This is a genomic window from Stenotrophomonas sp., assembly GCF_059505245.1.
The window spans coordinates 110,502-129,843 of the sequence record NZ_JCACKF010000042.1; the positions used below are offsets into that span (position 1 = coordinate 110,502).

A 19,342-nucleotide genomic window follows, 5' to 3' on the forward strand; every position below is an offset into this window, starting at 1 on the left:
AAGGGCAGCAGCGGCGGAATCGTAGAAGCGGCGCGTTACATGTCATTTACACGCCACATGCGGAATCCTTGCGTTCCGAATGGTTTACCGTCCGGAAGGCGATTGCCGGCCAGCGGCCGGCATGGCCGTTATTCGAACGAGCCGACCGAATCGTGGGCCAGGTTGTCGAAGCGGGTGTACTCGCCGAAGAACTTCAGCTTGCACGAGCCGGTCGGACCACCACGGTGCTTGCCGATGATGATCTCGGCCAGGCCCTTGTCCGGCGAGTTTTCCTTGTTGTAGTAGTCGTCGCGGTAGATGAACACGATCATGTCCGCGTCCTGCTCGATTGCGCCCGACTCGCGAAGGTCGGCCATCACCGGGCGCTTGTCGGTACGCGTTTCCAGCGAGCGGTTGAGCTGTGACAGCGCGATCACCGGCACATTCAATTCCTTGGCCAGGCCCTTCAACGAACGCGAGATCTCCGAGATTTCGGTCGCGCGGTTTTCGCTGTTGCCGGGCACGCTCATCAGCTGCAGGTAGTCGATCACGATCAGGCCGAGGTCATGCTCGCGCTTGAGGCGGCGGCACTTGGAGCGCAGCACTTCCGGCGACACGCCCGGCGTATCGTCGATGAAGATCTTGGTTTCCTTCAGCATCTTGATCGCGCTGGTGACGCGGCTCCAGTCCTCGTCTTCCAGCTGGCCGGTACGCAGGCGCTGCGCGTTGATGCGGCCATTGGAGGAAATCAGGCGCATCGCCAGCTGCGATGCCGACATTTCCATCGAGAACACCGCCACGCCCTTCTTCGACTTGATCGCCGCGTACTCGGCGATGTTCAGCGCGAAGGTGGTCTTGCCCATGGCCGGGCGCGCCGCGAGGATGATCAGATCGGTCGGCTGCAGGCCGGCGGTCATCGCATCGAAATCGGTGTACCCGGTCGGCAGGCCGGTGATGTTGCCGCCGTTCTCGAAGCGGTTGCGCAGCTCCTCGAATGCATCCTTCAGCGCACCGGGCATGGCCACGAAATCGGTGCGACCACGTGCGCCCTGTTCGGCAATGGCGAACACGCTCTTTTCCGCCGAGGCCAGCAGCTCGCTGCTGTCGCGGCCTTCGGGCTGGAAACCGTCGTTGACGATGTCGGTGCCCACCTGGATCAGCTGGCGCAACACTGCCTTGTCACGCACGATCTCGGCGTAGGCCACGATGTTGGCAGCCGACGGCGTGGTACTGGCCAGTTCGATCAGATAGGCACCGTCGCCCACCAGTTCCATCTTGCCCTGCGACTCGAACCACTCGCCCAAGGTCACCGCATCGAACGGACGCTCGCGCTCGGAGAGCTCGCGGATCGCCCGATAGATCATCTGGTGGTCGCGACGGTAGAAGTCGCCTTCGGTCAGCTGGTCATTGACCCGGTCATACGCTTCGGGCGCCAGCATCAGCCCCCCCAGCACCGCCTGCTCGGCTTCCACCGAATGCGGCGGTACCCGCAACTGGTCGATGCGCGACTCGTCGCGATCGCGATCGAAGCCATCACCGCGCTCTCTGCGGTTGGAACGGAAGCCGGGACGAGCGGACATGCTGCGGTGTTTCCTGCAAAAGTGGGCCAGACGAGTGTAGGCATGCGCCGACCCCGGCGACCATGGACAAGCCTGTGGATAAGCCGTGGAGAAACGGGGGATATCCGCCGGCGCCTGGCCAGACTGGCGTGGGGGCGTCGCACTGCCTGCGACAGGCGCCATTGCGGCACCCGAGCGGAGCATTATCGCAGATCAGGCGCCACGGGTCGGAGCCCGTCGCTGCGCGTCAGGATCCGACCCCGGGCGTGGTTGGGGTCGGATCCCTCTGCGACGCAGGGAACTCCGACCCCGCAGGCGTCAATCGCCCTTGACGTGCACCGCGATCAGCGCCAGGAAGCGGTCCACGTAGCCCTGCAGGAACTTCTGCGTGCCCTCGTTGTGGATCGTGCCGTCGGCATCGATCAGGCCCTCCTTGAAGTGGATGAACGCCTCGGGCTGCCCAAGCACATGCATGTCCAGGAAGGCCAGGGTGTTGCGCAGGTGCTGCTGGGCCACGGCGGTACCGATCTGCCCGATGGAGGCGCCGATCACCGCCGCCGGCTTGCCGGCAAACGCACTGTCACCGTAGGGACGCGAGCCGATATCGATGGCGTTCTTGAGCACGCCCGGCACCGACCGGTTGTATTCGGGGGTGACGAACAGCACCGCGTCGGCGGCGCGCACCTGGTCCTTCAGCCGGGTACCCTGCGCCGGGTACTGCGCGTCGAAGTCCTGGTCATACAACGGCAGGTCGCCGATCTGCACGTACTGGAAGCGTGCGCGATCACCGGCGATCTTCTCCAGCGCATGGGCCAGCTTGCGGTTGCACGAGTCCTTGCGCAGGCTGCCGACGAACACGGCGATGGTGGGGACGGACATCGGGACATACTCCTCATGGTGCGGGAGGCCCAGCCTAGTCGCCGGGCCCGTGCAGGCCGGTGAAGATCAGCCGCCCACAATGCCTGCGCGCACCTGCCGCCAATGCGCCTGCCAGGCCTGGAACATCAGCACGTTCCACAGATGGGTATGCCACTTGCGCTGCCCTCCCAGGAACTGCTGCCACAGCGGCTGCACCGCCGCCGCCGACAGCACGCCCTCACGCTCCAGCCGCGCCGGCTGCAGCAGGTCCTCGGCCCAGGGCCGCAGGTCGCCTTTCAGCCAGTCACTGACCGGCGCGCCGAAACCGCGCTTGGGACGGTGCACCATCGAATGCGGCACGTAACGGCCCAGCACGCGCTTGAGCAGCACCTTGCTGGTGGTCTCGCTGCGCTTGAAGCCCAACGGCAGCGACCAGGCGAACTCGGCCACCCGCCAGTCCAGCAGCGGTGCGCGCGCCTCCAGGCTGACCGCCATCGAGGTGCGGTCGACCTTGCACAACAGATCGTCCGGCAGGTAGGTCACGAAATCGGCCAGCATCATCGCGTCGGCCGGCGTACCCGCGCCGTGCAGCGGATCGGCCAGGTCGTAGAAGCTGCCGGCGGCCCGCGCGCCGGTCACCGCCGCGGCCGGGTCGCGCCAGCGCGAGATGCGGTTGCGGTAGACGTCGCCGATGCCACGCGCACCGGTCTCGGCCAGCAGCGCGGCCAGGCCGCCGGTGCGCGAGGCTTCGCCCTGCTGCTGCGCACGCGCGCCCATCCAGCGCCGCAGCGGCCCCGGCACGCGGCCGAGCATCTGCCAGTTGCGCAGCGCGCGTACATACCGGGTATAGCCGAAGAACAGCTCATCGCCACCGTCACCAGACAGCGCCACGGTCACGCCCTGCCGCGCCAGCCGGGCGACCAGCGCGGTCGGCACCTGCGATGCGTCGGCAAAAGGCTCATCGAACATCGCTGGCAACTGCGGCACCACCGCCAGCGCGTCGGCGCCGCTGACGTACAACTCGGTGTGATCACAGCCCAGGTGGGCCGCCAGCTCCCGGGCCAGCGGCGCCTCGTCATGTCCCGAATTGGTGAAGCCGATGCTGAAGCTGTGCACCGGCTGCCCGCTCTGGGCCTGCATCAGCGACGCCACCAGCGAGGAATCGGTGCCACCAGACAGGAATACGCCGACCGGCACGTCGGCCACCATGCGTAGCGCCACCGCGTCGCGCAGCAGCGTGTCCAGCTGTTCCTCGGCGTCCTCGATGCGGCCCTGGAAGGGTGCGGCCAGCGCCGCCTGCATGCGCGCGCGCGCATCCCAGTACGGCCGCTGTGCCTGTTCCGGACGATGCGCGGATGCGCCGGCAGCGACGGCCGCCGCGTCCAGGCGCAACACCCGGCCCGGCATCAGCTTGTAGCAGCGCTGGTGGATGCTGTGCGGCGCCGGGATGTAATCCAGCCGCAGCAGCAAGGTGAGCGCATCGCGGTCGATGTCGTTGTCGAACGCCGGGTGCTGCCAGAGCGCCTTCAGTTCCGAACCGAACACCAGCGTGTCGCCGGCCCAGCCGTAATACAGCGGCTTCTTGCCGACGCGGTCGCGGGCCAGCCACAGGCAGCGCTCCTGGCGGTCCCACAGCGCGATGGCGAACATGCCGTTGCAGCGCTGCAGGGTGTCTTCCACGCCCCATTGCAGGATCGCCGCCAGCAGTACTTCGGTGTCGGAATGGCCGCGGAAGGCATGCCCCAGCGGCTCCAGTTCCTCGCGCAGGGCGGCGAAGTTGTAGACCTCGCCGTTGTAGGCCATCACGTAGCGGCCGTCGGCCGAGGCCATCGGCTGGTGGCCCAGCGGGGACAGGTCGAGGATGCTCAGGCGGCGATGCGCCAGCGCGATGCCCGCCTCGGCATCGACCCAGCTGCCGCCATCATCGGGCCCGCGGTGGTGCAGCGCCTGGCCCATGGCCAGGGCCTGCGCCTGCAGCGCCTCGGCCGACGCCAGCGGCGCCGGCAACAACATTCCCGCCAATCCACACATGCATCAGGGTTCCTGCGCCAGGTCGAGGGCGGCGCCAATCACCGCATTGTCGCTTGGAAGCCCGAACATTGCTGCCCCCGCCAGTGGCGTGTAGGTGTCGGCACCACAGACCCGGCGCAACGGCAGATGGCCGAACCCGGCCTCGACCAGCGCGGTGACCACGCCCTCGCCCACCCCGCCGCTGTGGCGGCCTTCATCCAGCACCAGCACCCGCCGTGCGCTGGCGGCCTGGGCAGTGATGAAGCCGGCGTCCAGCGGTACCAGCCAGCGCAGGTCGACCACCCGCACCTGCCAGCCCAGCTGCTGCTCGATCGCCCGCGATGCGCGCAATGCCATCGGCACGCCGTTGCCATAGGTATAGATCACCAGATCGCCGGCCTCCGGCGCATAGACCCGGCCCTCCCCCGGCACCAGCGACTGGCCCTGTGCGGGGAAGTCGAACAGCCACTGGCCATCGCCGGCTTCGTGCAGGTCCTTGCTCATGTACAACGCGATCGGCTCCAGGAACACCGCCACCCGCCCATCCACCCGCGCCAGTGCGGCCAGCGTGCGCAGCATCATCACCGCATCGTCGCCGCGCGACGGGCAGCCCACCACCAGCCCCGGGATGTCGCGCAACGCGGTGATCGAGTTGTCGTTGTGGAAGTGGCCACCGAAGCCCTTCTGGTAGCCCAGCCCGGCCACCCGCACCAGCATCGGGTTGCGGTACTGGTCGTTGGAGAAGAACTGCAGCGAACACGCTTCGCCGCGCACCTGGTCGATGGCGTTGTGCAGATAGGCCAGGTACTGGATCTCCGGAATCGGCAGCATGCCCAGGTTGGCCAGGCCCTGAGCCATGCCCAGGATCATGGTCTCGTCCAGCAGGGTGTTGAACACCCGGCGTGGGCCGAAGCGGCGCAGCAGATCCTTGGTGACGGTGTAGACACCGCCCTTCTGTGCGACGTCCTCACCGAACAGCAGGCTCTGCGGATACTTCGCCAGCAGTTCCTGCAGGGCATGGTTGATCTGGAGCGCGAGGTGGCGTGGCGCCTGCCGTTCGGGCAACGCCTCCACACCGCCATACAGGGCTTGACGCGCTCCGGCGGGCACCTCGCGCCGTGCTTCGGCCTGCACCGCAGCCGGCGTATAGGGCGCAAGCGGCTCCATCACTTCCCGCAGCGACTGCAGCTTCGGCCGTCCTTCGGCATCGGCGGCGGCGGCCATGCAGCGCGCGCGCATCGTCTCGTAGGCCACCTCGATGGCGGCCGCATCCATCCAGCCCGATTCCATCGCGATCTGTGCCGAGCGCAGCAGCGGATCCTGCGCCTCGGCCGCGCACAGCTCGGGCAACGCGCGCCATTCCACCTCGAAGTCGGTGCCGGCGTGCCCCATCAGGCGCGTGGTGCGCAGATGCAGGAAGGTCGGCCGCCGCGTACGCCGGCAGTGCTCCACCGCCGCCTGCACCTGCGCATGGCCGGTGGCCAGGTCGAGGCCATCGGCGTAGAAATAGTCCAGCCCGGGCTGACCGCTGAAGCGTTCGGCGATCCAGCCTTCAGGCGTTTTCACCGAGATGCCCAGGCCATTGTCCTCGCAGACGAACAGGACCGGTGCCGGCAGCTTCTGGTAGGCCGACCACATCGCGGTGTTGAACGCGGTCTGCGCGGTGGCATGGTTGGCCGAGGCGTCGCCGAACGAGCACAGTACGATGCTGTCGGCCGGAATCGGCAGTTCGTGGCCCAGCCGCTTGCCGCTTTCGAGGGCCAGCGCAGTGCCCAGCGCTTTCGGCAGATGCGAGGCGATGGTCGAGGTCTGCGGCAGCACCCACAACGGTTTGCTGCCCCACACCTTGTGCCGCCCCCCGCTGGCCGGGTCATCGGCGCTGGCAGCAAAGGACAGCGCGGCATCGCGCAGCGGGTCGATCCCCGGCACCTGGCGTGAGCGCTCGGCCATGAAGGCACCGGAGCGATAGTGCAGGAATGCTGGATCCGTATGCCGGCAGGCCCGCGCCAGCAGCGCATTGCCTTCGTGGCCGGATGAACCGATGGTGTAGAAGACCTTGTTCTGCACGCGCAGCACGCGCGCCATCAGGTCCAGCTGGCGGCTGGCCAGCTGCGAATCGAACAGCTCGCCAAACGCGGCGGCGGTAAGCGTGCTGCCCGGCAGGATCGGCGCATCCGGCGCCGGGCGCGGGCGCGGGATGCCGCGCCAGCCACGCACCGCGTCGAGGAAATTGGCGTCGCACACGTCGGCGCGGTTGAGCACGCGCATGCGTGCGGGAATCGGATCTGGAACCACAGCGAACATCGAACACCCTCCGTGTCGTTGTTGCATTCCGCCCGGCGTTGGCCAGGCGCTACCCTGTGGGGATCACCTTGGTGAGAGTCATGCGGCCTCGAAGCGGGCGCGCACCTCGGCGGTCACCGCCGGCATCGGCAGGAAGCGCGGCTGCCCGCGCACGCGCTGCAACCAGGCGCGAACTTCCGGGAACGGCTGCAGGCTGATTCCACCCTCGCCTGCGACGTCGGTGTAGGCGAACAGCGCGATGTCGGCGATGCCGTACCCACTGCCGGTGAACCATTGCGCATCACGCAGGTGCTGCTCCATCACCGCCAGTGCAGCGGCGGCGCGCTCGTGCAGGCGTGGCAGTTCGGCGCGGCGCGGCGACCCAGGCGGGGTCCAGCCGCGGATGAAGCGCGCGACCGCCACGCACGGCTCGTGCGTGTACTGCTCGAAGAACATCCAGCTCAGTGCCTGCGCGCGCTCCCAGCCATCGTTGGGCAGGTAGGGCGTGCCTTCGGCCAGCCAGAAAAGGATCGCATTGGACTCGGTCAGCACGCGGCCATCGTCGCGGACGATCAACGGCACCTTGGCATTGGGATTGAGCGCGAGGAACTCGGGGGTGTGGGTCTGGCCGTGGGCACTGTCCACTTCCACCCAGCGGTAGCGGCTGCCGAGCTGCTCCAGCAGCAGGCGGACCTTGTGGCAGTTGCCTGACACCGACATGCCGTGCACCGTCAACGGGACGCGCTCTTCCACCATTGCCTGCTCCCTCGGATCCGGCCGGCGGCCGGCTGCGTGCAGTCTGGCAAGCACGCCAGTGAATGCCAAGCGCGGGTGCAGCATGACTACACGGTCGTGCCGGCCGCTGGCCGGCAACCTCGATGCAGCTGGTAGTGCCGGCCGCTGGCCGGCATCCTCGATGCGGCTGGATCCAAGCGATTGCCGGCCAGCGGCCGGCACTACCAAGCCACGCTCAGCGCGCGCGTTGCCGCCACTGTTCGCGCGACTGGCCCCAGATCTGCATGGGCTTGCCGTTGTATGGCGCCGGCAACTCCCCCATGCGCAGCAGGGTGCTGCCGAGCTTGCGTGCCACGGCCCGCGAGTTGTCGTTGTCCTCGGCGATGGTATGGATCACCTCAGCCCAGCCCAGCGTATCGAACGCCCAGTCGATCGCCGCGACCGCCGCCTCCGGCGCATAGCCCCGGCCCCAGCTGGCATGGCGGATGCCCCAACCGACCTCGGTACCCGGCCAGTCCTGCGGCTGCCACGGTCCCATCCGCCCGATCCAGTCGCCGCTGGATTTCTCGATCACGCTGAACATCGAGAAGCCGAACAGCTGCCAGGCGCCGGCCAGGCTGCAGAAACCGCGCCAGGCCACCGAGGGTGGCTGCACGCCGCCCAGGGTACGCATCGTGGCCTCGTCGGCGCAGAACGCCAGGTACGGCTCGTAGTCCTCGCGAAGCAGCGGGCGCAGGATCAGCCGCTCGGTTTCGATGCGCAGGTCGAAGATGCTCATGCCGGCTCCATGTCGAAGGGGGCACCCATGATGGAGGATGGCTTCGCTGCGCGGATGAATATCGCCGGTCGCAATGAAACGGGCCGGCATGAGCCGGCCCGTCAGGTGCTGCATGCTGCGCCGGGATTACTGGCGCGTGGCTGCGGCAGTGGCACCGGCGGCAGCGGTCTGCGTGACCAGCTGGCCATCGACCACCGGCAGGCGATCGCTGGCCGGCTTGTTGTCCATGCGCACGGTCTTCTCCGCGCCGTCATAGCGGTAGGTCACGTTGTAACCCTTCACCACGTCGTTGGTACCCATGGCAATGCGGTTGCCCGGCTTGCTGGCCATGCGCATGGTGCCGGTGGTGCCGTCCTCATTGCGGTAGGTCACGTTGTAGCCGGTGACGCGGCTCGACTCGGAGGTGGCGGTCTCGGTGTGGCACTGGCGCTCGGTGCGGTTGACCACGCGGCCACCCACGTGGCGCTTGTCGATCTGGTTGCCGATGAAGCCGCCGGCCACGGCACCGGCGGCGGTCGCGGCCTTCTTGCCGTTGCCGCCACCGACCTGGTTGCCGAGCAGGCCACCGACCACAGCGCCGACCACGGTACCGCCAACGTTGCCATCACGTTCCGGCAGGCGCTCCTGCACCGTCACGTCCTGGCAGACCTCGTGCGGGGTCTGGGTGGTGGAGGTCTCGCGCACTGGATCGGTGCCAATCACAGTGGCGTAGGCCTTCTGCTTCTCGGTGATCGGGTCAACCTTCAGCACATCGGCATATTCAAGCCCGCGCGGCGCGGACGGGTCCAGCTTGTCACCACGTGCGCCGTCGTCAGAAGCGTTACCTTCAACGAGGCGCGATTCACCATTGGGGGTTCCGGCGCTGATGGAATCGGGCGACTTGTCACCACTCTTCATGAAGGCGGCGGTGGCGATGCCACCGACCAGCAGCGCGCCCGCTGCGACCAGGACAGTTGTAGTTGTGCTTTTCATGACCTGCTCCTTGCGGACCATCCGCAACGTTCTCGGGGCAGATTGCAGCATGCGCTGCCTGAACGAAATCTCCACATTTCCTGCTCATTCCGATAACCCATTCAGCATCGGGAAATGCTGGGCCCGTGGTAGCGTTTGCACATTCCCCACGAGGCTCCCCGCCATGGCCAACCCGATGCTGCTGCCGGTACTGCAATGGGCCCGCCGGCTGCGCTACCCCACCCTGTTCAAGCTCACCGCCGGCCTGTTCGTGCTGACCTTGTTCATCCCGGACCCGATCCCGTTCGTCGATGAGCTGGTGCTGGGCTTCGGCACACTGCTGCTGGCCAACTGGAAGAGCCGCAACGCCGCAACACCTCCGCCGCTTGAACAGCGTTGAGCATCCTGGTTGACAGCCACTGCCATCTGGATGCCAGCGGGTTCGACCGTGACCGCGCTGCGGTGATCGAGCGTGCGCAGGCCGCGGGGGTGCGCCAGCAGGTGGTACCGGCGGTGACCGCGGCCAGCTGGCCGAAGCTGCGTGAGGTCTGCCAGCAGGCGCCGGGGCTGTACCCGGCCTACGGCCTGCATCCGATGTTCCTGGCCGATCACCAGCCCGGGCACCTGCCACTGCTGCGCGAGTGGATCGAGCGCGAACGCCCCTGCGCGATCGGCGAATGCGGCCTGGACTTCTTTGTCGAAGGGCTGGACGCCGACGCCCAGCAGGCGTATTTCATCGGCCAGCTGGAACTGGCCCGCGAATTCGAGTTGCCGGTGATCGTGCACGCGCGACGCGCGGTGGATGCGGTGATCGCCGCCATCCGCCGCGTCGGCGGCCTGCGCGGCGTGGTGCACAGCTTTTCCGGCAGCCCGGAACAGGCCGCGCAACTGCACAGGCAGGGCTTCCTGCTCGGCCTCGGTGGCCCACTGACCTACGATCGCGCGCAACGGCTGCAGCGGCTGGTGCGCGAGATGCCGCTGGAACAGTTGCTGCTGGAAACCGACGCGCCCGACCAGCCCGACGCCGGCATCCGCGGCCAGCGCAACGAGCCAGCGCGGCTGGCGACCATTGCCCGGCACGTGGCCGCACTGCGCGGGATGGAGCTGGATGCCGTGGCCCGGGCCACGACGGAGAATGCGCGGCGATTGTTCGCGCTGCCGGCAATGTAACGGGCAGGTGCCGGCCGCTGGCCGGCACGATCCATCACACCTCGCTGGCCTCGACCGCTTCCACCTTCACCTTCTTCGGCTCCAGCAGCATCTCCAGCGCCTTGCCAACCGCCGCGAAGGCGAACGCGCCGGTGATGTGGGTTGCCGCGCCCAGGCCGGCGCCACAGTCCAGCTTCAACGCCGCATCGGCGCCCAGGTTCGGACGGATGCCGCAGACGCTGCCATCGGCCTGCGGGTACTTCACATTCTCCAGCGAATACACCGCCGGTACGCCGAAATAGCGCTTGGCGTTCTTCGGGAAGTTGAATTCGCTGCGCAGCTTCTTGCGGATCAGCGCCAGCATGGCGTCGTGCTCGGTGCGAGAGACATCGCGGATGCGCACCAGGGTCGGGTCGGTACGGCCACCGGCGGCACCGACGGTCAGCAACGGCAGCTTGCGGCGGCGGCACCATGCGATCGTCTCGACCTTGACCCGGAAGCTGTCGCAGGCATCGATCACCAGATCGAACCCCCGGTCCAGCAGCTCGGCCATGTTGGACACGGTCAGGAATGCCTGCACCGCGTCGACCCCGATGTCCGGATTGATCGCACGGCAACGCTCGGCCATCGCCTCGGCCTTGTTGCGGCCGTAGTTGCCTTCCATCGCCGGCAGCTGCCGGTTGGTGTTGGACACGCAGATATCGTCGGCATCGATCAGGGTCAGGTGGCCGACGGCCGAACGGGCCAGCGCCTCCACCACCCACGAGCCGACGCCGCCCATGCCGACCACCGCCACGCGGCTGCCCTGCAGGCGCTCGAGTGCACCCACGCCGTACAGCCGTTCGATGCCGGCGAAGCGCTGTTTGACCTGTTCGTTCATCGGGCTATTTTAACGTGCAGGTGCTGGCGCCCGCAGTACGCCGGCGTCGAACCCACCGTTGCACGCCCGGAGTGCCCGCATGAATGCCAGCCCGCCCCGCCGCCTGTCCAGCGCCCATCGCTACCTGTTCGTGCTCTGCCTGGGCCTGCTGATCGGCCTGATCGCCACGGTAATGGTCGGCCGCGCCCTGCAGGCGCGTCGCGATCCGTTCCCGGGCAGCCTGATGCAGGTGATGCAGCGGCAGTCACAGCTGCTGCAGCAGGCCCAGCTGCAGAACCGCTGCAGCCTGGCTGACAGCGTGCCGCGGCTGCAGGCGCTGCGCCTGCTGTCCAATGACCTGGACCAGGCGTTTCCCGGGCTGAAGGACAGTGCGCAGTTCCAGCAGCACGCCAGCCAGCTGCGCGGCAACCTCAATACGGCACTGGCCTCACCGCCGGGCGACTGCAGAGCCCTCGCCCAGCTGGTGGAAACACTGCAGGCGGACTGCCGCGCCTGCCACCAGGATTTCCGCTGAGCCGCATTCATCCTGCAGCCGGGCAGCACGCACACGGTTGGCGCGTTGTTCACGTTCGAAAGGAGAGGATTCGTCCACCCTGCTGCACGACGCAGTACCACCCAACCCACCCGCCTTCACGGCCAGGAGACGCCCCATGAAGATCCAGCTCATCGCCGCCAGCGCCATCGCTACCCTCGCGCTGGCTGGCTGTGCCACCTCGCCCGGTTACAGCGGCGGTGGTTACAACAACGGCTACAACAACGGCGGCTACGGCAACAATGGCGGCTACAACGAGGGCCGTTGCGCTGACTGTGGCATCGTCACCCGCATCAACACCGTGCCCTCGGGCCGCACCGCGCCCAGCGCGACCGGCGCGATCCTCGGCGGCATCGTCGGCGCCGTGGCCGGCCATGAAATCTCCGACCACACCGGTGGCAGCCGTGGCAACAAGAACATCGCCGCCGCCGCAGGCGCGGTCGGTGGTGCCCTGGCCGGCAACCAGATCCAGAAGAACGTCACCAGCGATACCTATGACATCAGCGTGCGCATGGATGATGGCCGCACCATCGTGGTCAACCAGCGCGATCTCGGCGGCATCCGCGAGAACACCTACGTGCGCGTCGTCAATGGCAAGGTCATCCTGCGCTGACCTGCACCGGGCCAACGGCAAAGAAAAAGGCCCGCTTGCGCGGGCCTTTTTCATGCCGACGGGCGGCGGGTATTACACCGGCTGCACCTTGTCAGCCTGCAGGCCCTTCTGGCCCTGCACGACTTCGAAGCTCACAGTCTGGCCTTCCTTGAGGCTCTTGAAGCCCTGGGTCTCGATGGCGCGGAAGTGCACGAACACGTCCTCGCCATTCTGCCGGCTGATGAAGCCGAATCCCTTCGCATCATTGAACCACTTTACGGTACCGGTCTCGCGCTCAGCCATCTCACTAACTCCCTTTGACTCTCTCTTGTTGTTGGAAACGCCCGGTGGGCGGCTGACAAGCAAGGGGGAAGCGAGGTGCATCGATGCAGCGGATCGGAAAGATCTTGCTTCATCAGGCCACGATCCACGGTGACCTTGCCAAGCTCAGCGACTGCAACTTAACCCGCCCAAAACGAAAAAGCAACTGGCAAAATCTTTCACTGTCAACCCCAAAACGGCCACCATACGGGACAGCATGGGACTCTCATTCATCTTATATCTGCTAGCGGTCATTTTTGTCCTGATCGGCATCGCCGGCATCATCCTGCCGGCCCTCCCGGGCATCCCGCTGGTGTTCATCGGGCTGCTGCTGGCGGCCTGGGCCGACGGCTTCGCCCACGTCGGCTGGCCCACCCTGGTCGCGCTGGGCGTGCTGACCCTGCTTTCACTGTTGGTGGACGTGCTCGCCACCGTAGTTGGCGCGCAGCGCGTCGGCGCCAGCCGCAAGGCCCTGTGGGGCACCTTCGTCGGCAGCATCGTCGGCCTGTTCTTCCTGCCCATCGGCCTGTTTGCCGGACCGCTGATCGGCGCCCTGCTCGGCGAGTACTGGCACACCCGCGAACTCGGCCGCTCGACCAAGGTGGGCCTGGCGACCTGGCTCGGCATCCTGCTCGGCCTGGCACTGAAACTGGCGGTGGTGATCGCGATGCTGGGCCTGTTCGCGTTCGCCTGGTTCTTCTGAGCCACCTAGCCTTCACGCCACGCGCACGCCGTGGCCGTGCATAAACGGTGGGGCTGGCCGCGATCCGGTGCAGCCGCCACACTGTGCGATTCCCGTATCCATCGAAGGGCCTGCTGCAATGACCCTCCCCACGCTGCTTCCCCGTCTGGCGCCGCTGGCGCTTGCCCTGGCCAGTGCACCGTTGGCTGCGCAGGAGTTCGCGCCCAGCGCCGACACCTCGCCGGCCGCCTGCGCGGCGATCACCACCGACGCGGCCCGCCTGGCCTGCTATGACCGCCTCTTCGGGCATACCCCGGAGGCCACCGCCGCCGCCGATGCCGCCGCCGAATCGGCTGCGCAGGCGCGCCGCGAGGAACGACAGACCGCGCGCGTGAGCCAGGGCGAGGAAAAGCTGCGCGAGCGGGTCAGCGACCTGTTCCGTCCGGCGGCACCGGACAGCGCGCTGGCCAATGCTGGCCGCGGTTCGCTGCTGGATAGCCGCTGGGAGCTGGCCGAGGACTCCAAGCTGGGGCCCTTCCAGCTGCGTGCCTACAAGCCGGTGTACTTGCTGCCGGCGTTCTGGACCAGCGACCGCAACACCACGCCGCATTCGCCGAACCCGGCCAACAGCGTGACGACCCCGCAGGTACTCGACAGTACCGAGCTGAAGTTCCAGATCAGCTTCAAGACCAAGATCGCCGAGAACCTGTTCGGCGACAACGGCGACATCTGGGCTGGCTACACCCAGAGTTCGCGCTGGCAGGCCTACAACAGCGAGGATTCGCGCCCGTTCCGCGAAACCAACTACGAACCCGAAGTGATGATGGTGTTCCGCAACGGCTACTCGATCGGTGGCTGGCGCGGGCGCATGACCGGTATCAGCCTCAACCACCAGTCCAACGGACGGGCCGATCCGCTCTCGCGCAGCTGGAACCGGGTCATGCTCAACATCGGCCTGGATCGCGAGAACTGGGCGCTGGTGCTGCGCCCGTGGTACCGCATCCCGGAAAGCCGCAGCGAAGACAATAATCCGGACATCGAGGATTACATGGGCCGGGGTGACGCGACCCTGATCTGGAACCGCAACGGGCATGAAGTCGCGCTGATGGCGCGTCATTCGCTGCGCACCGGCAGCCGCTCCCACGGTGCACTGCAGCTGGATTACGGCTTTCCGATCAGCAATCTGCTGCGTGGCCATGTGCAGGTCTTCGACGGCTATGGCGAGAGCATGATCGACTACAACCACAAGGCCACCTATGTGGGCGTGGGCGTGTCGCTGCTGGAGTGGTTCTGATGGACGTGACGATCTGGCACAACCCGGCCTGCAGCAACTCGCGCGGCGCACTGAAGCTGATCCGCGATGCGGGCTTCGACCCGGTGGTGATCGAGTACCTGGGCACCCCACCCGACGCGGCCACGCTGCGCCAGGTGCTGGCCGAGTCGGCCCTGAGCGCGCGCGACCTGGTGCGCAGCAAGGAGACCCAGTTCGCCGAACTCGGGCTGGAAGATGCCGACGATGCCACCCTGCTGGCTGCGATGGCCGAACACCCGCGCCTGATCAACCGCCCCGTGGTGCGCACGCCCAAGGGCACACGGCTGTGCCGCCCGCCGGAAACGGTGCTGGAGATCCTGTAACGGAAAAGGGGACGGAGGGGATTAAGTCGTTTGTGCACAAACGACTTAATCCCCTCCGTCCCCTTTTCTGGTTACCGCCAGTCGGTGATGCCTTCGCGGCGGTAGGCCTCGGCGAACGCCGGGCGCGCCTTCATCGAGGTGGCATGTGCCTTGAGCGACGGCCAGGTGTCACTGGGCCTGGGCATGTTGCGCGACCAGCGCATCAGCATCACCAGCATGTAGTCGACCACGCAGGGCGTGGCGCCCAGCAGGTAGGGTCCATGCGCCAGCAGGTGCGTGGCCACATGCTGCCAGGCCGCTTCCAGGCGCTGTCGCGCCATCTCGCGACTGGCCTCCACGTTTGCCTCGCCCGCCACCTCGTGCGGATAGAACCAGGCGCGATAGGCCGGCTGCAACGTATTGGCACACCAGAACATCCAGCGGTAGGCATCGGCGCGCTGCGGCGTGCCCAGTGCCGGCAACAAACCGGCGTCCGGATGGCGGTCGGCCAGGTACAGGGCGATCGCCGCCGCTTCAGTCAGTACCAGGCCATCGATCAGCAGCGTCGGCACCACGCCGGCCGGATTCAGTGCCAGGTACTCCGCCGACTTGTGCTCGCGCGCGTCGAAATCCAGCAGCACCAACTCGTGCTCGATGCCGAGCTCGATCAGCAGCCAGTGCACCACCAGCGCGGCGGTGCTTGTCGAACCATACAGCGTGGTGCTCATGCGGCGGATCCTGTGCAGGTGGGCCGGCCGATTATGCGCCCGTGCGGGAGCCGTCGCTCAGCCGCAGCTGCTCATGCAGGTATCGCGGCGCTCGCCACAGGACATCATCGGCGCGCGCAGCGTGCAGTCATGCGTCTTCAGTTCGCAGGCACGGCGCAGGTCCGGGTTGTCCACGTCCTTGCAGCGCTTGTCCGGCGCCGGCACCATCCGCTGCTCGCAATTGCTCTGGCGGCTGCCGAGAGAGTCATTCTGCGCCATGCAGCTGCGATAGCCGGCCTGGCACTGCATGCGGCATTGCGCCGATGCAGGGAAATCCGCGCCTTCGTACGACGCCGGGGTGCTGCAGCCGGCCAGGGCCAGCAGCACGCCGGCCACGATGAAGCGATGCAGGGCCATGGACACGTCCTGTGCGAGGGTGTGCCAACCGTAGCAGAGCCAGGGCTACAGGCGTGTTAATCCTGCCTCCAGATACAGCAACGGCGCCACACGGGCGCCGTTGTCTGGACCGAAGCGTGCGGGAATTACTCCACCACCACCGGAATCTTGCCGATGCGGGCCTGCCACTCGCGCGGGCCGGTCTTGTGCACCGATTCGCCGGCGGAGTCGACGGCCACGGTCACTGGCATGTCCTGCACGGTGAACTCGTAGATCGCCTCCATGCCCAGGTCAGCGAAACCGACCACCTTGGCCGCCTTGATCGCCTTGGACACCAAGTAGGCCGAGCCACCGACGGCCATCAGGTAGGCCGACTTGTGCTTCTTGATCGCCTCGATCGCGGCCGGGCCGCGCTCGGCCTTGCCGACCATGCCCAGCAGGCCGGTCTGTGCCAGCACCTGCTCGGTGAACTTGTCCATGCGGGTCGCCGTGGTCGGGCCGGCCGGGCCCACCACTTCGTCACGCACCGGATCGACCGGGCCGACGTAGTAGATGAAGCGGCCCTTCAGATCGACCGGCAGCTGCTCGCCCTTGTTGAGCATGTCGACCATGCGCTTGTGCGCGGCGTCGCGGCCGGTGAGCAGCTTGCCGTTGAGCAGCAGGGTCTGGCCCGGCTTCCAGCTGGCCACGTCTTCCGGGGTAATCGTATCCAGGTCCACCCGGGTGCCCTTGGATGCGTCGTAGGTCAGCTTCGGCCAGTCTTCCAGCGACGGCGGGTCCAGCATCACCGGGCCGCTGCCATCCAGGGTGAAGTGCGCATGGCGGGTGGCCGCGCAGTTCGGGATCATCGCCACCGGCAGGTTGGCCGCGTGGGTTGGGTAGTCGTTGATCTTGATGTCGAGCACGGTGGTCAGGCCACCCAGGCCCTGCGCACCGATGCCCAGCGCGTTGACCTTCTCGTACAGCTCCAGGCGCAGCTCCTCGATGCGGTTGGACGCACCACGGGCCTGCAGCTCGGTGATGTCGATCGGCTCCATCAGCGCTTCCTTGGCCAGCAGCATCGCCTTCTCGGCGGTGCCACCGATGCCGATGCCCAGCATGCCCGGCGGGCACCAGCCGGCGCCCATGGTCGGCACGGTCTTCAGCACCCAGTCGACAATCGAGTCGGACGGATTGAGCATGGCGAACTTGGTCTTCGCTTCCGAACCACCGCCCTTGGCGGCGACGATCACGTCGACTTTGTTGCCCGGCACCACCTTGACGTTGACCACGCCCGGGGTGTTGTCCCTGGTGTTGATGCGCTTGCCTGCCGGATCGGCCAGCACCGAGGCGCGCAGCTTGTTGTCCGGGTGCATGTAGGCGCGGCGCACGCCTTCATTGGCCATGTCTTCCACGCCCATGGTGGCGTCATCCCAACGCACGTCCATGCCGATTTCCAGGAACACGGTGACGATGCCGGTGTCCTGGCAGATCGGGCGGTGGCCCTCGGCGCACATGCGCGAATTGATCAGGATCTGCGCCATCGCTTCCTTCGCGGCCGGCGACTCCTCGCGCTCGTAGGCGGCGGCAAGGTTCTTGATGTAGTCGACCGGGTGGTAGTACGAGATGTACTGCAGCGCGTCGGCGATGGACTGGATGAGGTCTTCCTGCTTGATCGATGTCACGTCTTGCTCGCTTGCTCGAGGCTGGCGGGGGTAATCCGCCCATTTTACCCCCTCCCCCGGCCGCAGGTAGAGTCAGGGGTCAGATCCCTTTCCATGGGAAAGGGATCTGACCCCGCCTCCTCTGTCACGCCACGCGCCACTGCGGCGTCCTTGCCCACATGAACGCCGAAACCGCTTTCCAGACCCACCGCCCGCGCCTGATGGCGCTGGCCTACCGCCTGCTCGGCAGCCGCACCGACGCCGAAGACGTGGTCCAGGACGCCTGGCTGCGCTGGTCCGGCGCCGATCCTGCGGCCGTCCGCGATGCCGAGGCCTGGCTGGTCACCACCACCACCCGGCTCGGCCTGGACCGGCTGCGTGCGGCCAAGCGCGAGCGCGTCCACTACGTCGGCCCATGGCTGGCCGAACCGCTGGCGGTCACCCTGGAGCCGGACCCGGCGCCCGGTCCGGCCCAGCTGCATGCGCTGGCCGACGACGTCTCGGTCGCTTTCCTGACCCTGCTCGAACACCTCGGCCCCGAGGAACGCGCCGCCTTCCTGCTGAAGGAGGCGTTCGACCACGACTACCGTGAGATCGCCGAGCTGATCGGCCACAGCGAGGCCAACTGCCGGCAGCTGGTGCACCGTGCCCGGCAACGCCTGCAGGCCGGACGACCGCGCTTCAATGCCGATGCCAGCCAGCACCGGCAGCTGCTGGCGCGCTTCATGGAGGCCTCGCAGCGCGGCGACAGCGACGCGATCCAGGCCCTGCTGCACGCCAACGCGGTGCTGGTTTCCGACGGCGGTGGCGTGGTCACTGCGGCGGTGCGGCCGCTGCTGGGCGCCGAACGCATCGGCCGCCTGTTCTGGGCCATCGCCCGCCGCGGCGCGGTGCATCCCGCCCAGCTGGGCTACGTCAACGGCGAGCCGGCGATCCTGCGCTTCCAGGGTGAGCGCCTGCATTCGGTCACCACCATCGAAGTGGTCGATGGCCGCATCGCCAACGTGTACAGCGTGTTGAATCCGGAAAAGCTGCCGGGTGTTGTCACGCGCGATGACGGTACGGCGTCCTGGTAGTGAAAGGCGGCCACCGTGGCCGCCGTGGAGCCGAAAATGTCCGACCACGCCTCTCCCCGCGTCCCCTACACCCGCCTGGCCGCCGAGGCCTTCAAGGGCCTGCTGGCCACCAGCCAGGCCGTGCATGACAGCTCGATCGATCCGACCCTGATGGAACTGGTGTTCCTGCGCGTGTCGCAGCTCAACGGCTGCGGCTACTGCATGGACATGCACGGCACCGCGCTGCGCAAGGGCGGCATCGAGCCGCGCAAGCTGGACACCCTGCCCGCCTGGCACGAAAGCCGCTTCTTCGATGCCCGCGAGCGCGCGGCACTGGGCTGGGCCGAGGCGCTGACCCGGCTGACCGACGGCGCGCCGTCGCAGGCCGCGTTCGATGCCCTGGCACCGCACTTCGATGAGAAGGGCATCAGTGACCTGAGCATGGGCATCGCGGTGATCAATGCCTGGAACCGCCTCGGTGCGGGGTTGCTGCCGCCGCTGCCGGCCTAACCCACCCCGCCTTCGACAGTTCATCGGTGCTGCTGGTAGGTGTCGACCTTGGTCGGCACGGTGGATCCACGCAATGCGTGGATACGGGAGGGTCGGATCCCTTCGCTT

21 protein-coding genes are annotated in these 19,342 nt (G+C 67.3%); 9 read left to right on the top strand and 12 right to left on the bottom strand.

The annotated features are described in order from the left end of the window. Positions 1 to 128 precede the first annotated feature (128 nt). The 7 genes from AC5JLE_RS16215 to AC5JLE_RS16245 all read right to left on the bottom strand — a co-directional run bounded on the left by AC5JLE_RS16215 (position 129) and on the right by AC5JLE_RS16245 (position 9,174). Entirely contained in the window at positions 129 to 1,559 is a 1,431-nt protein-coding gene (locus AC5JLE_RS16215) for a replicative DNA helicase (protein WP_014647708.1), read from the bottom strand. 297 nt (positions 1,560 to 1,856) lie between these two features. After that, positions 1,857 to 2,417: an NADPH-dependent FMN reductase gene (locus tag AC5JLE_RS16220; RefSeq protein ID WP_014647710.1), complete on the bottom strand. Its 561-nt coding sequence runs from the start codon at positions 2,415 to 2,417 to the stop codon at positions 1,857 to 1,859. 66 nt (positions 2,418 to 2,483) lie between these two features. After that, entirely contained in the window at positions 2,484 to 4,427 is a 1,944-nt protein-coding gene (asnB, locus tag AC5JLE_RS16225) for an asparagine synthase (glutamine-hydrolyzing) (RefSeq protein WP_496065476.1), read from the bottom strand. Between the two features lie 3 nt (positions 4,428 to 4,430). After that, on the bottom strand, positions 4,431 to 6,710 hold the full coding sequence (locus AC5JLE_RS16230) for a thiamine pyrophosphate-dependent enzyme (RefSeq protein WP_496065477.1): 2,280 nt from the start codon (positions 6,708 to 6,710) through the stop codon (positions 4,431 to 4,433). 78 nt (positions 6,711 to 6,788) lie between these two features. Further along, complete coding sequence (locus AC5JLE_RS16235; RefSeq protein ID WP_032958899.1) at positions 6,789 to 7,445, bottom strand: glutathione S-transferase family protein; 657 nt, start codon at positions 7,443 to 7,445, stop codon at positions 6,789 to 6,791. Positions 7,446 to 7,659: 214 nt separating this feature from the next. Beyond that, positions 7,660 to 8,202, bottom strand: a complete 543-nt coding sequence (locus AC5JLE_RS16240) for a GNAT family N-acetyltransferase (protein WP_014647714.1) — start codon at positions 8,200 to 8,202, stop codon at positions 7,660 to 7,662. 126 nt (positions 8,203 to 8,328) lie between these two features. Continuing rightward, positions 8,329 to 9,174: a glycine zipper 2TM domain-containing protein gene (locus AC5JLE_RS16245; protein WP_046431690.1), complete on the bottom strand. Its 846-nt coding sequence runs from the start codon at positions 9,172 to 9,174 to the stop codon at positions 8,329 to 8,331. A gap of 163 nt (positions 9,175 to 9,337) precedes the next feature. On the opposite strand from AC5JLE_RS16245, the gene AC5JLE_RS16250 reads away from it, so the two are divergent. Together AC5JLE_RS16250 and AC5JLE_RS16255 are read left to right on the top strand one after the other, a co-directional pair. Beyond that, positions 9,338 to 9,553: a DUF6116 family protein gene (locus AC5JLE_RS16250; RefSeq protein WP_014647716.1), complete on the top strand. Its 216-nt coding sequence runs from the start codon at positions 9,338 to 9,340 to the stop codon at positions 9,551 to 9,553. Then, positions 9,550 to 10,323: a TatD family hydrolase gene (locus AC5JLE_RS16255; protein ID WP_241884740.1), complete on the top strand. Its 774-nt coding sequence runs from the start codon at positions 9,550 to 9,552 to the stop codon at positions 10,321 to 10,323. Before AC5JLE_RS16250 ends, AC5JLE_RS16255 begins: the two co-directional genes overlap by 4 nt. A 34-nt stretch (positions 10,324 to 10,357) precedes the next feature. Here the strand turns inward: AC5JLE_RS16255 and AC5JLE_RS16260 are convergent, their stop codons facing one another. After that, the gene (locus tag AC5JLE_RS16260) at positions 10,358 to 11,182 is read right to left on the bottom strand and encodes a tRNA threonylcarbamoyladenosine dehydratase (RefSeq protein WP_032958896.1); all 825 of its coding nucleotides are present in this window, start codon (positions 11,180 to 11,182) and stop codon (positions 10,358 to 10,360) included. Positions 11,183 to 11,261: 79 nt separating this feature from the next. Between AC5JLE_RS16260 and AC5JLE_RS16265 the strand changes: the two genes are divergently transcribed. Together AC5JLE_RS16265 and AC5JLE_RS16270 are read left to right on the top strand one after the other, a co-directional pair. Then, positions 11,262 to 11,696, top strand: a complete 435-nt coding sequence (locus AC5JLE_RS16265; RefSeq protein WP_262087980.1) for a hypothetical protein — start codon at positions 11,262 to 11,264, stop codon at positions 11,694 to 11,696. Positions 11,697 to 11,832: 136 nt separating this feature from the next. After that, complete coding sequence (locus tag AC5JLE_RS16270; RefSeq protein ID WP_496065478.1) at positions 11,833 to 12,327, top strand: glycine zipper 2TM domain-containing protein; 495 nt, start codon at positions 11,833 to 11,835, stop codon at positions 12,325 to 12,327. A 72-nt stretch (positions 12,328 to 12,399) separates the two neighbouring features. On the opposite strand, the gene AC5JLE_RS16275 is transcribed toward AC5JLE_RS16270, so the two are convergent. Then, complete coding sequence (locus AC5JLE_RS16275; protein WP_014647720.1) at positions 12,400 to 12,609, bottom strand: cold-shock protein; 210 nt, start codon at positions 12,607 to 12,609, stop codon at positions 12,400 to 12,402. 235 nt (positions 12,610 to 12,844) lie between these two features. Here AC5JLE_RS16275 and AC5JLE_RS16280 point away from each other — a divergent pair, with 235 nt between their 5' ends. The 3 genes from AC5JLE_RS16280 to arsC all read left to right on the top strand — a co-directional run bounded on the left by AC5JLE_RS16280 (position 12,845) and on the right by arsC (position 14,944). Next, positions 12,845 to 13,330, top strand: coding sequence for a DUF456 domain-containing protein (locus AC5JLE_RS16280; RefSeq protein ID WP_496065479.1), 486 nt, complete (start codon positions 12,845 to 12,847; stop codon positions 13,328 to 13,330). Between the two features lie 118 nt (positions 13,331 to 13,448). Then, positions 13,449 to 14,603 (top strand): phospholipase A, encoded by a 1,155-nt coding sequence (locus AC5JLE_RS16285; RefSeq protein ID WP_032958894.1) that lies wholly within the window; start codon positions 13,449 to 13,451, stop codon positions 14,601 to 14,603. Then, entirely contained in the window at positions 14,603 to 14,944 is a 342-nt protein-coding gene (gene arsC / locus AC5JLE_RS16290) for an arsenate reductase (glutaredoxin) (protein WP_014647723.1), read from the top strand. Before AC5JLE_RS16285 ends, arsC begins: the two co-directional genes overlap by 1 nt. A 71-nt stretch (positions 14,945 to 15,015) precedes the next feature. Here arsC and AC5JLE_RS16295 read toward each other — a convergent pair whose 3' ends face one another. The 3 genes from AC5JLE_RS16295 to AC5JLE_RS16305 all read right to left on the bottom strand — a co-directional run bounded on the left by AC5JLE_RS16295 (position 15,016) and on the right by AC5JLE_RS16305 (position 17,690). Further along, positions 15,016 to 15,651, bottom strand: coding sequence for a glutathione S-transferase family protein (locus AC5JLE_RS16295; RefSeq protein WP_014647724.1), 636 nt, complete (start codon positions 15,649 to 15,651; stop codon positions 15,016 to 15,018). Positions 15,652 to 15,708: 57 nt separating this feature from the next. Continuing rightward, positions 15,709 to 16,047 (bottom strand): hypothetical protein, encoded by a 339-nt coding sequence (locus AC5JLE_RS16300; RefSeq protein ID WP_046431623.1) that lies wholly within the window; start codon positions 16,045 to 16,047, stop codon positions 15,709 to 15,711. Between the two features lie 125 nt (positions 16,048 to 16,172). Further along, on the bottom strand, positions 16,173 to 17,690 hold the full coding sequence (locus AC5JLE_RS16305; RefSeq protein ID WP_014647726.1) for a fumarate hydratase: 1,518 nt from the start codon (positions 17,688 to 17,690) through the stop codon (positions 16,173 to 16,175). 158 nt (positions 17,691 to 17,848) lie between these two features. Here AC5JLE_RS16305 and AC5JLE_RS16310 point away from each other — a divergent pair, with 158 nt between their 5' ends. Then, positions 17,849 to 18,745 (top strand): RNA polymerase sigma-70 factor, encoded by an 897-nt coding sequence (locus tag AC5JLE_RS16310; protein ID WP_100450322.1) that lies wholly within the window; start codon positions 17,849 to 17,851, stop codon positions 18,743 to 18,745. Between the two features lie 36 nt (positions 18,746 to 18,781). After that, the gene (locus tag AC5JLE_RS16315; RefSeq protein WP_046431628.1) at positions 18,782 to 19,234 is read left to right on the top strand and encodes a carboxymuconolactone decarboxylase family protein; all 453 of its coding nucleotides are present in this window, start codon (positions 18,782 to 18,784) and stop codon (positions 19,232 to 19,234) included. The last annotated feature ends 108 nt before the right edge of the window (positions 19,235 to 19,342 follow it).

Coding starts and splice junctions, on each gene's coding strand:
- AC5JLE_RS16275 (WP_014647720.1), bottom strand. CDS start 12,609: ATGGCTGAGCGCGAGACCGGTACCGTAAAGTGGTTCAATGATGCGAAG.
- AC5JLE_RS16270 (WP_496065478.1), top strand. CDS start 11,833: ATGAAGATCCAGCTCATCGCCGCCAGCGCCATCGCTACCCTCGCGCTG.
- AC5JLE_RS16230 (WP_496065477.1), bottom strand. CDS start 6,710: ATGTTCGCTGTGGTTCCAGATCCGATTCCCGCACGCATGCGCGTGCTC.
- AC5JLE_RS16215 (WP_014647708.1), bottom strand. CDS start 1,559: ATGTCCGCTCGTCCCGGCTTCCGTTCCAACCGCAGAGAGCGCGGTGAT.
- AC5JLE_RS16300 (WP_046431623.1), bottom strand. CDS start 16,047: ATGGCCCTGCATCGCTTCATCGTGGCCGGCGTGCTGCTGGCCCTGGCC.
- AC5JLE_RS16245 (WP_046431690.1), bottom strand. CDS start 9,174: ATGAAAAGCACAACTACAACTGTCCTGGTCGCAGCGGGCGCGCTGCTG.
- arsC (WP_014647723.1), top strand. CDS start 14,603: ATGGACGTGACGATCTGGCACAACCCGGCCTGCAGCAACTCGCGCGGC.
- asnB (WP_496065476.1), bottom strand. CDS start 4,427: ATGTGTGGATTGGCGGGAATGTTGTTGCCGGCGCCGCTGGCGTCGGCC.
- AC5JLE_RS16220 (WP_014647710.1), bottom strand. CDS start 2,417: ATGTCCGTCCCCACCATCGCCGTGTTCGTCGGCAGCCTGCGCAAGGAC.
- AC5JLE_RS16310 (WP_100450322.1), top strand. CDS start 17,849: ATGAACGCCGAAACCGCTTTCCAGACCCACCGCCCGCGCCTGATGGCG.
- AC5JLE_RS16295 (WP_014647724.1), bottom strand. CDS start 15,651: ATGAGCACCACGCTGTATGGTTCGACAAGCACCGCCGCGCTGGTGGTG.
- AC5JLE_RS16250 (WP_014647716.1), top strand. CDS start 9,338: ATGGCCAACCCGATGCTGCTGCCGGTACTGCAATGGGCCCGCCGGCTG.
- AC5JLE_RS16235 (WP_032958899.1), bottom strand. CDS start 7,445: ATGGTGGAAGAGCGCGTCCCGTTGACGGTGCACGGCATGTCGGTGTCA.
- AC5JLE_RS16315 (WP_046431628.1), top strand. CDS start 18,782: ATGTCCGACCACGCCTCTCCCCGCGTCCCCTACACCCGCCTGGCCGCC.
- AC5JLE_RS16285 (WP_032958894.1), top strand. CDS start 13,449: ATGACCCTCCCCACGCTGCTTCCCCGTCTGGCGCCGCTGGCGCTTGCC.
- AC5JLE_RS16265 (WP_262087980.1), top strand. CDS start 11,262: ATGAATGCCAGCCCGCCCCGCCGCCTGTCCAGCGCCCATCGCTACCTG.
- AC5JLE_RS16260 (WP_032958896.1), bottom strand. CDS start 11,182: ATGAACGAACAGGTCAAACAGCGCTTCGCCGGCATCGAACGGCTGTAC.
- AC5JLE_RS16280 (WP_496065479.1), top strand. CDS start 12,845: ATGGGACTCTCATTCATCTTATATCTGCTAGCGGTCATTTTTGTCCTG.
- AC5JLE_RS16240 (WP_014647714.1), bottom strand. CDS start 8,202: ATGAGCATCTTCGACCTGCGCATCGAAACCGAGCGGCTGATCCTGCGC.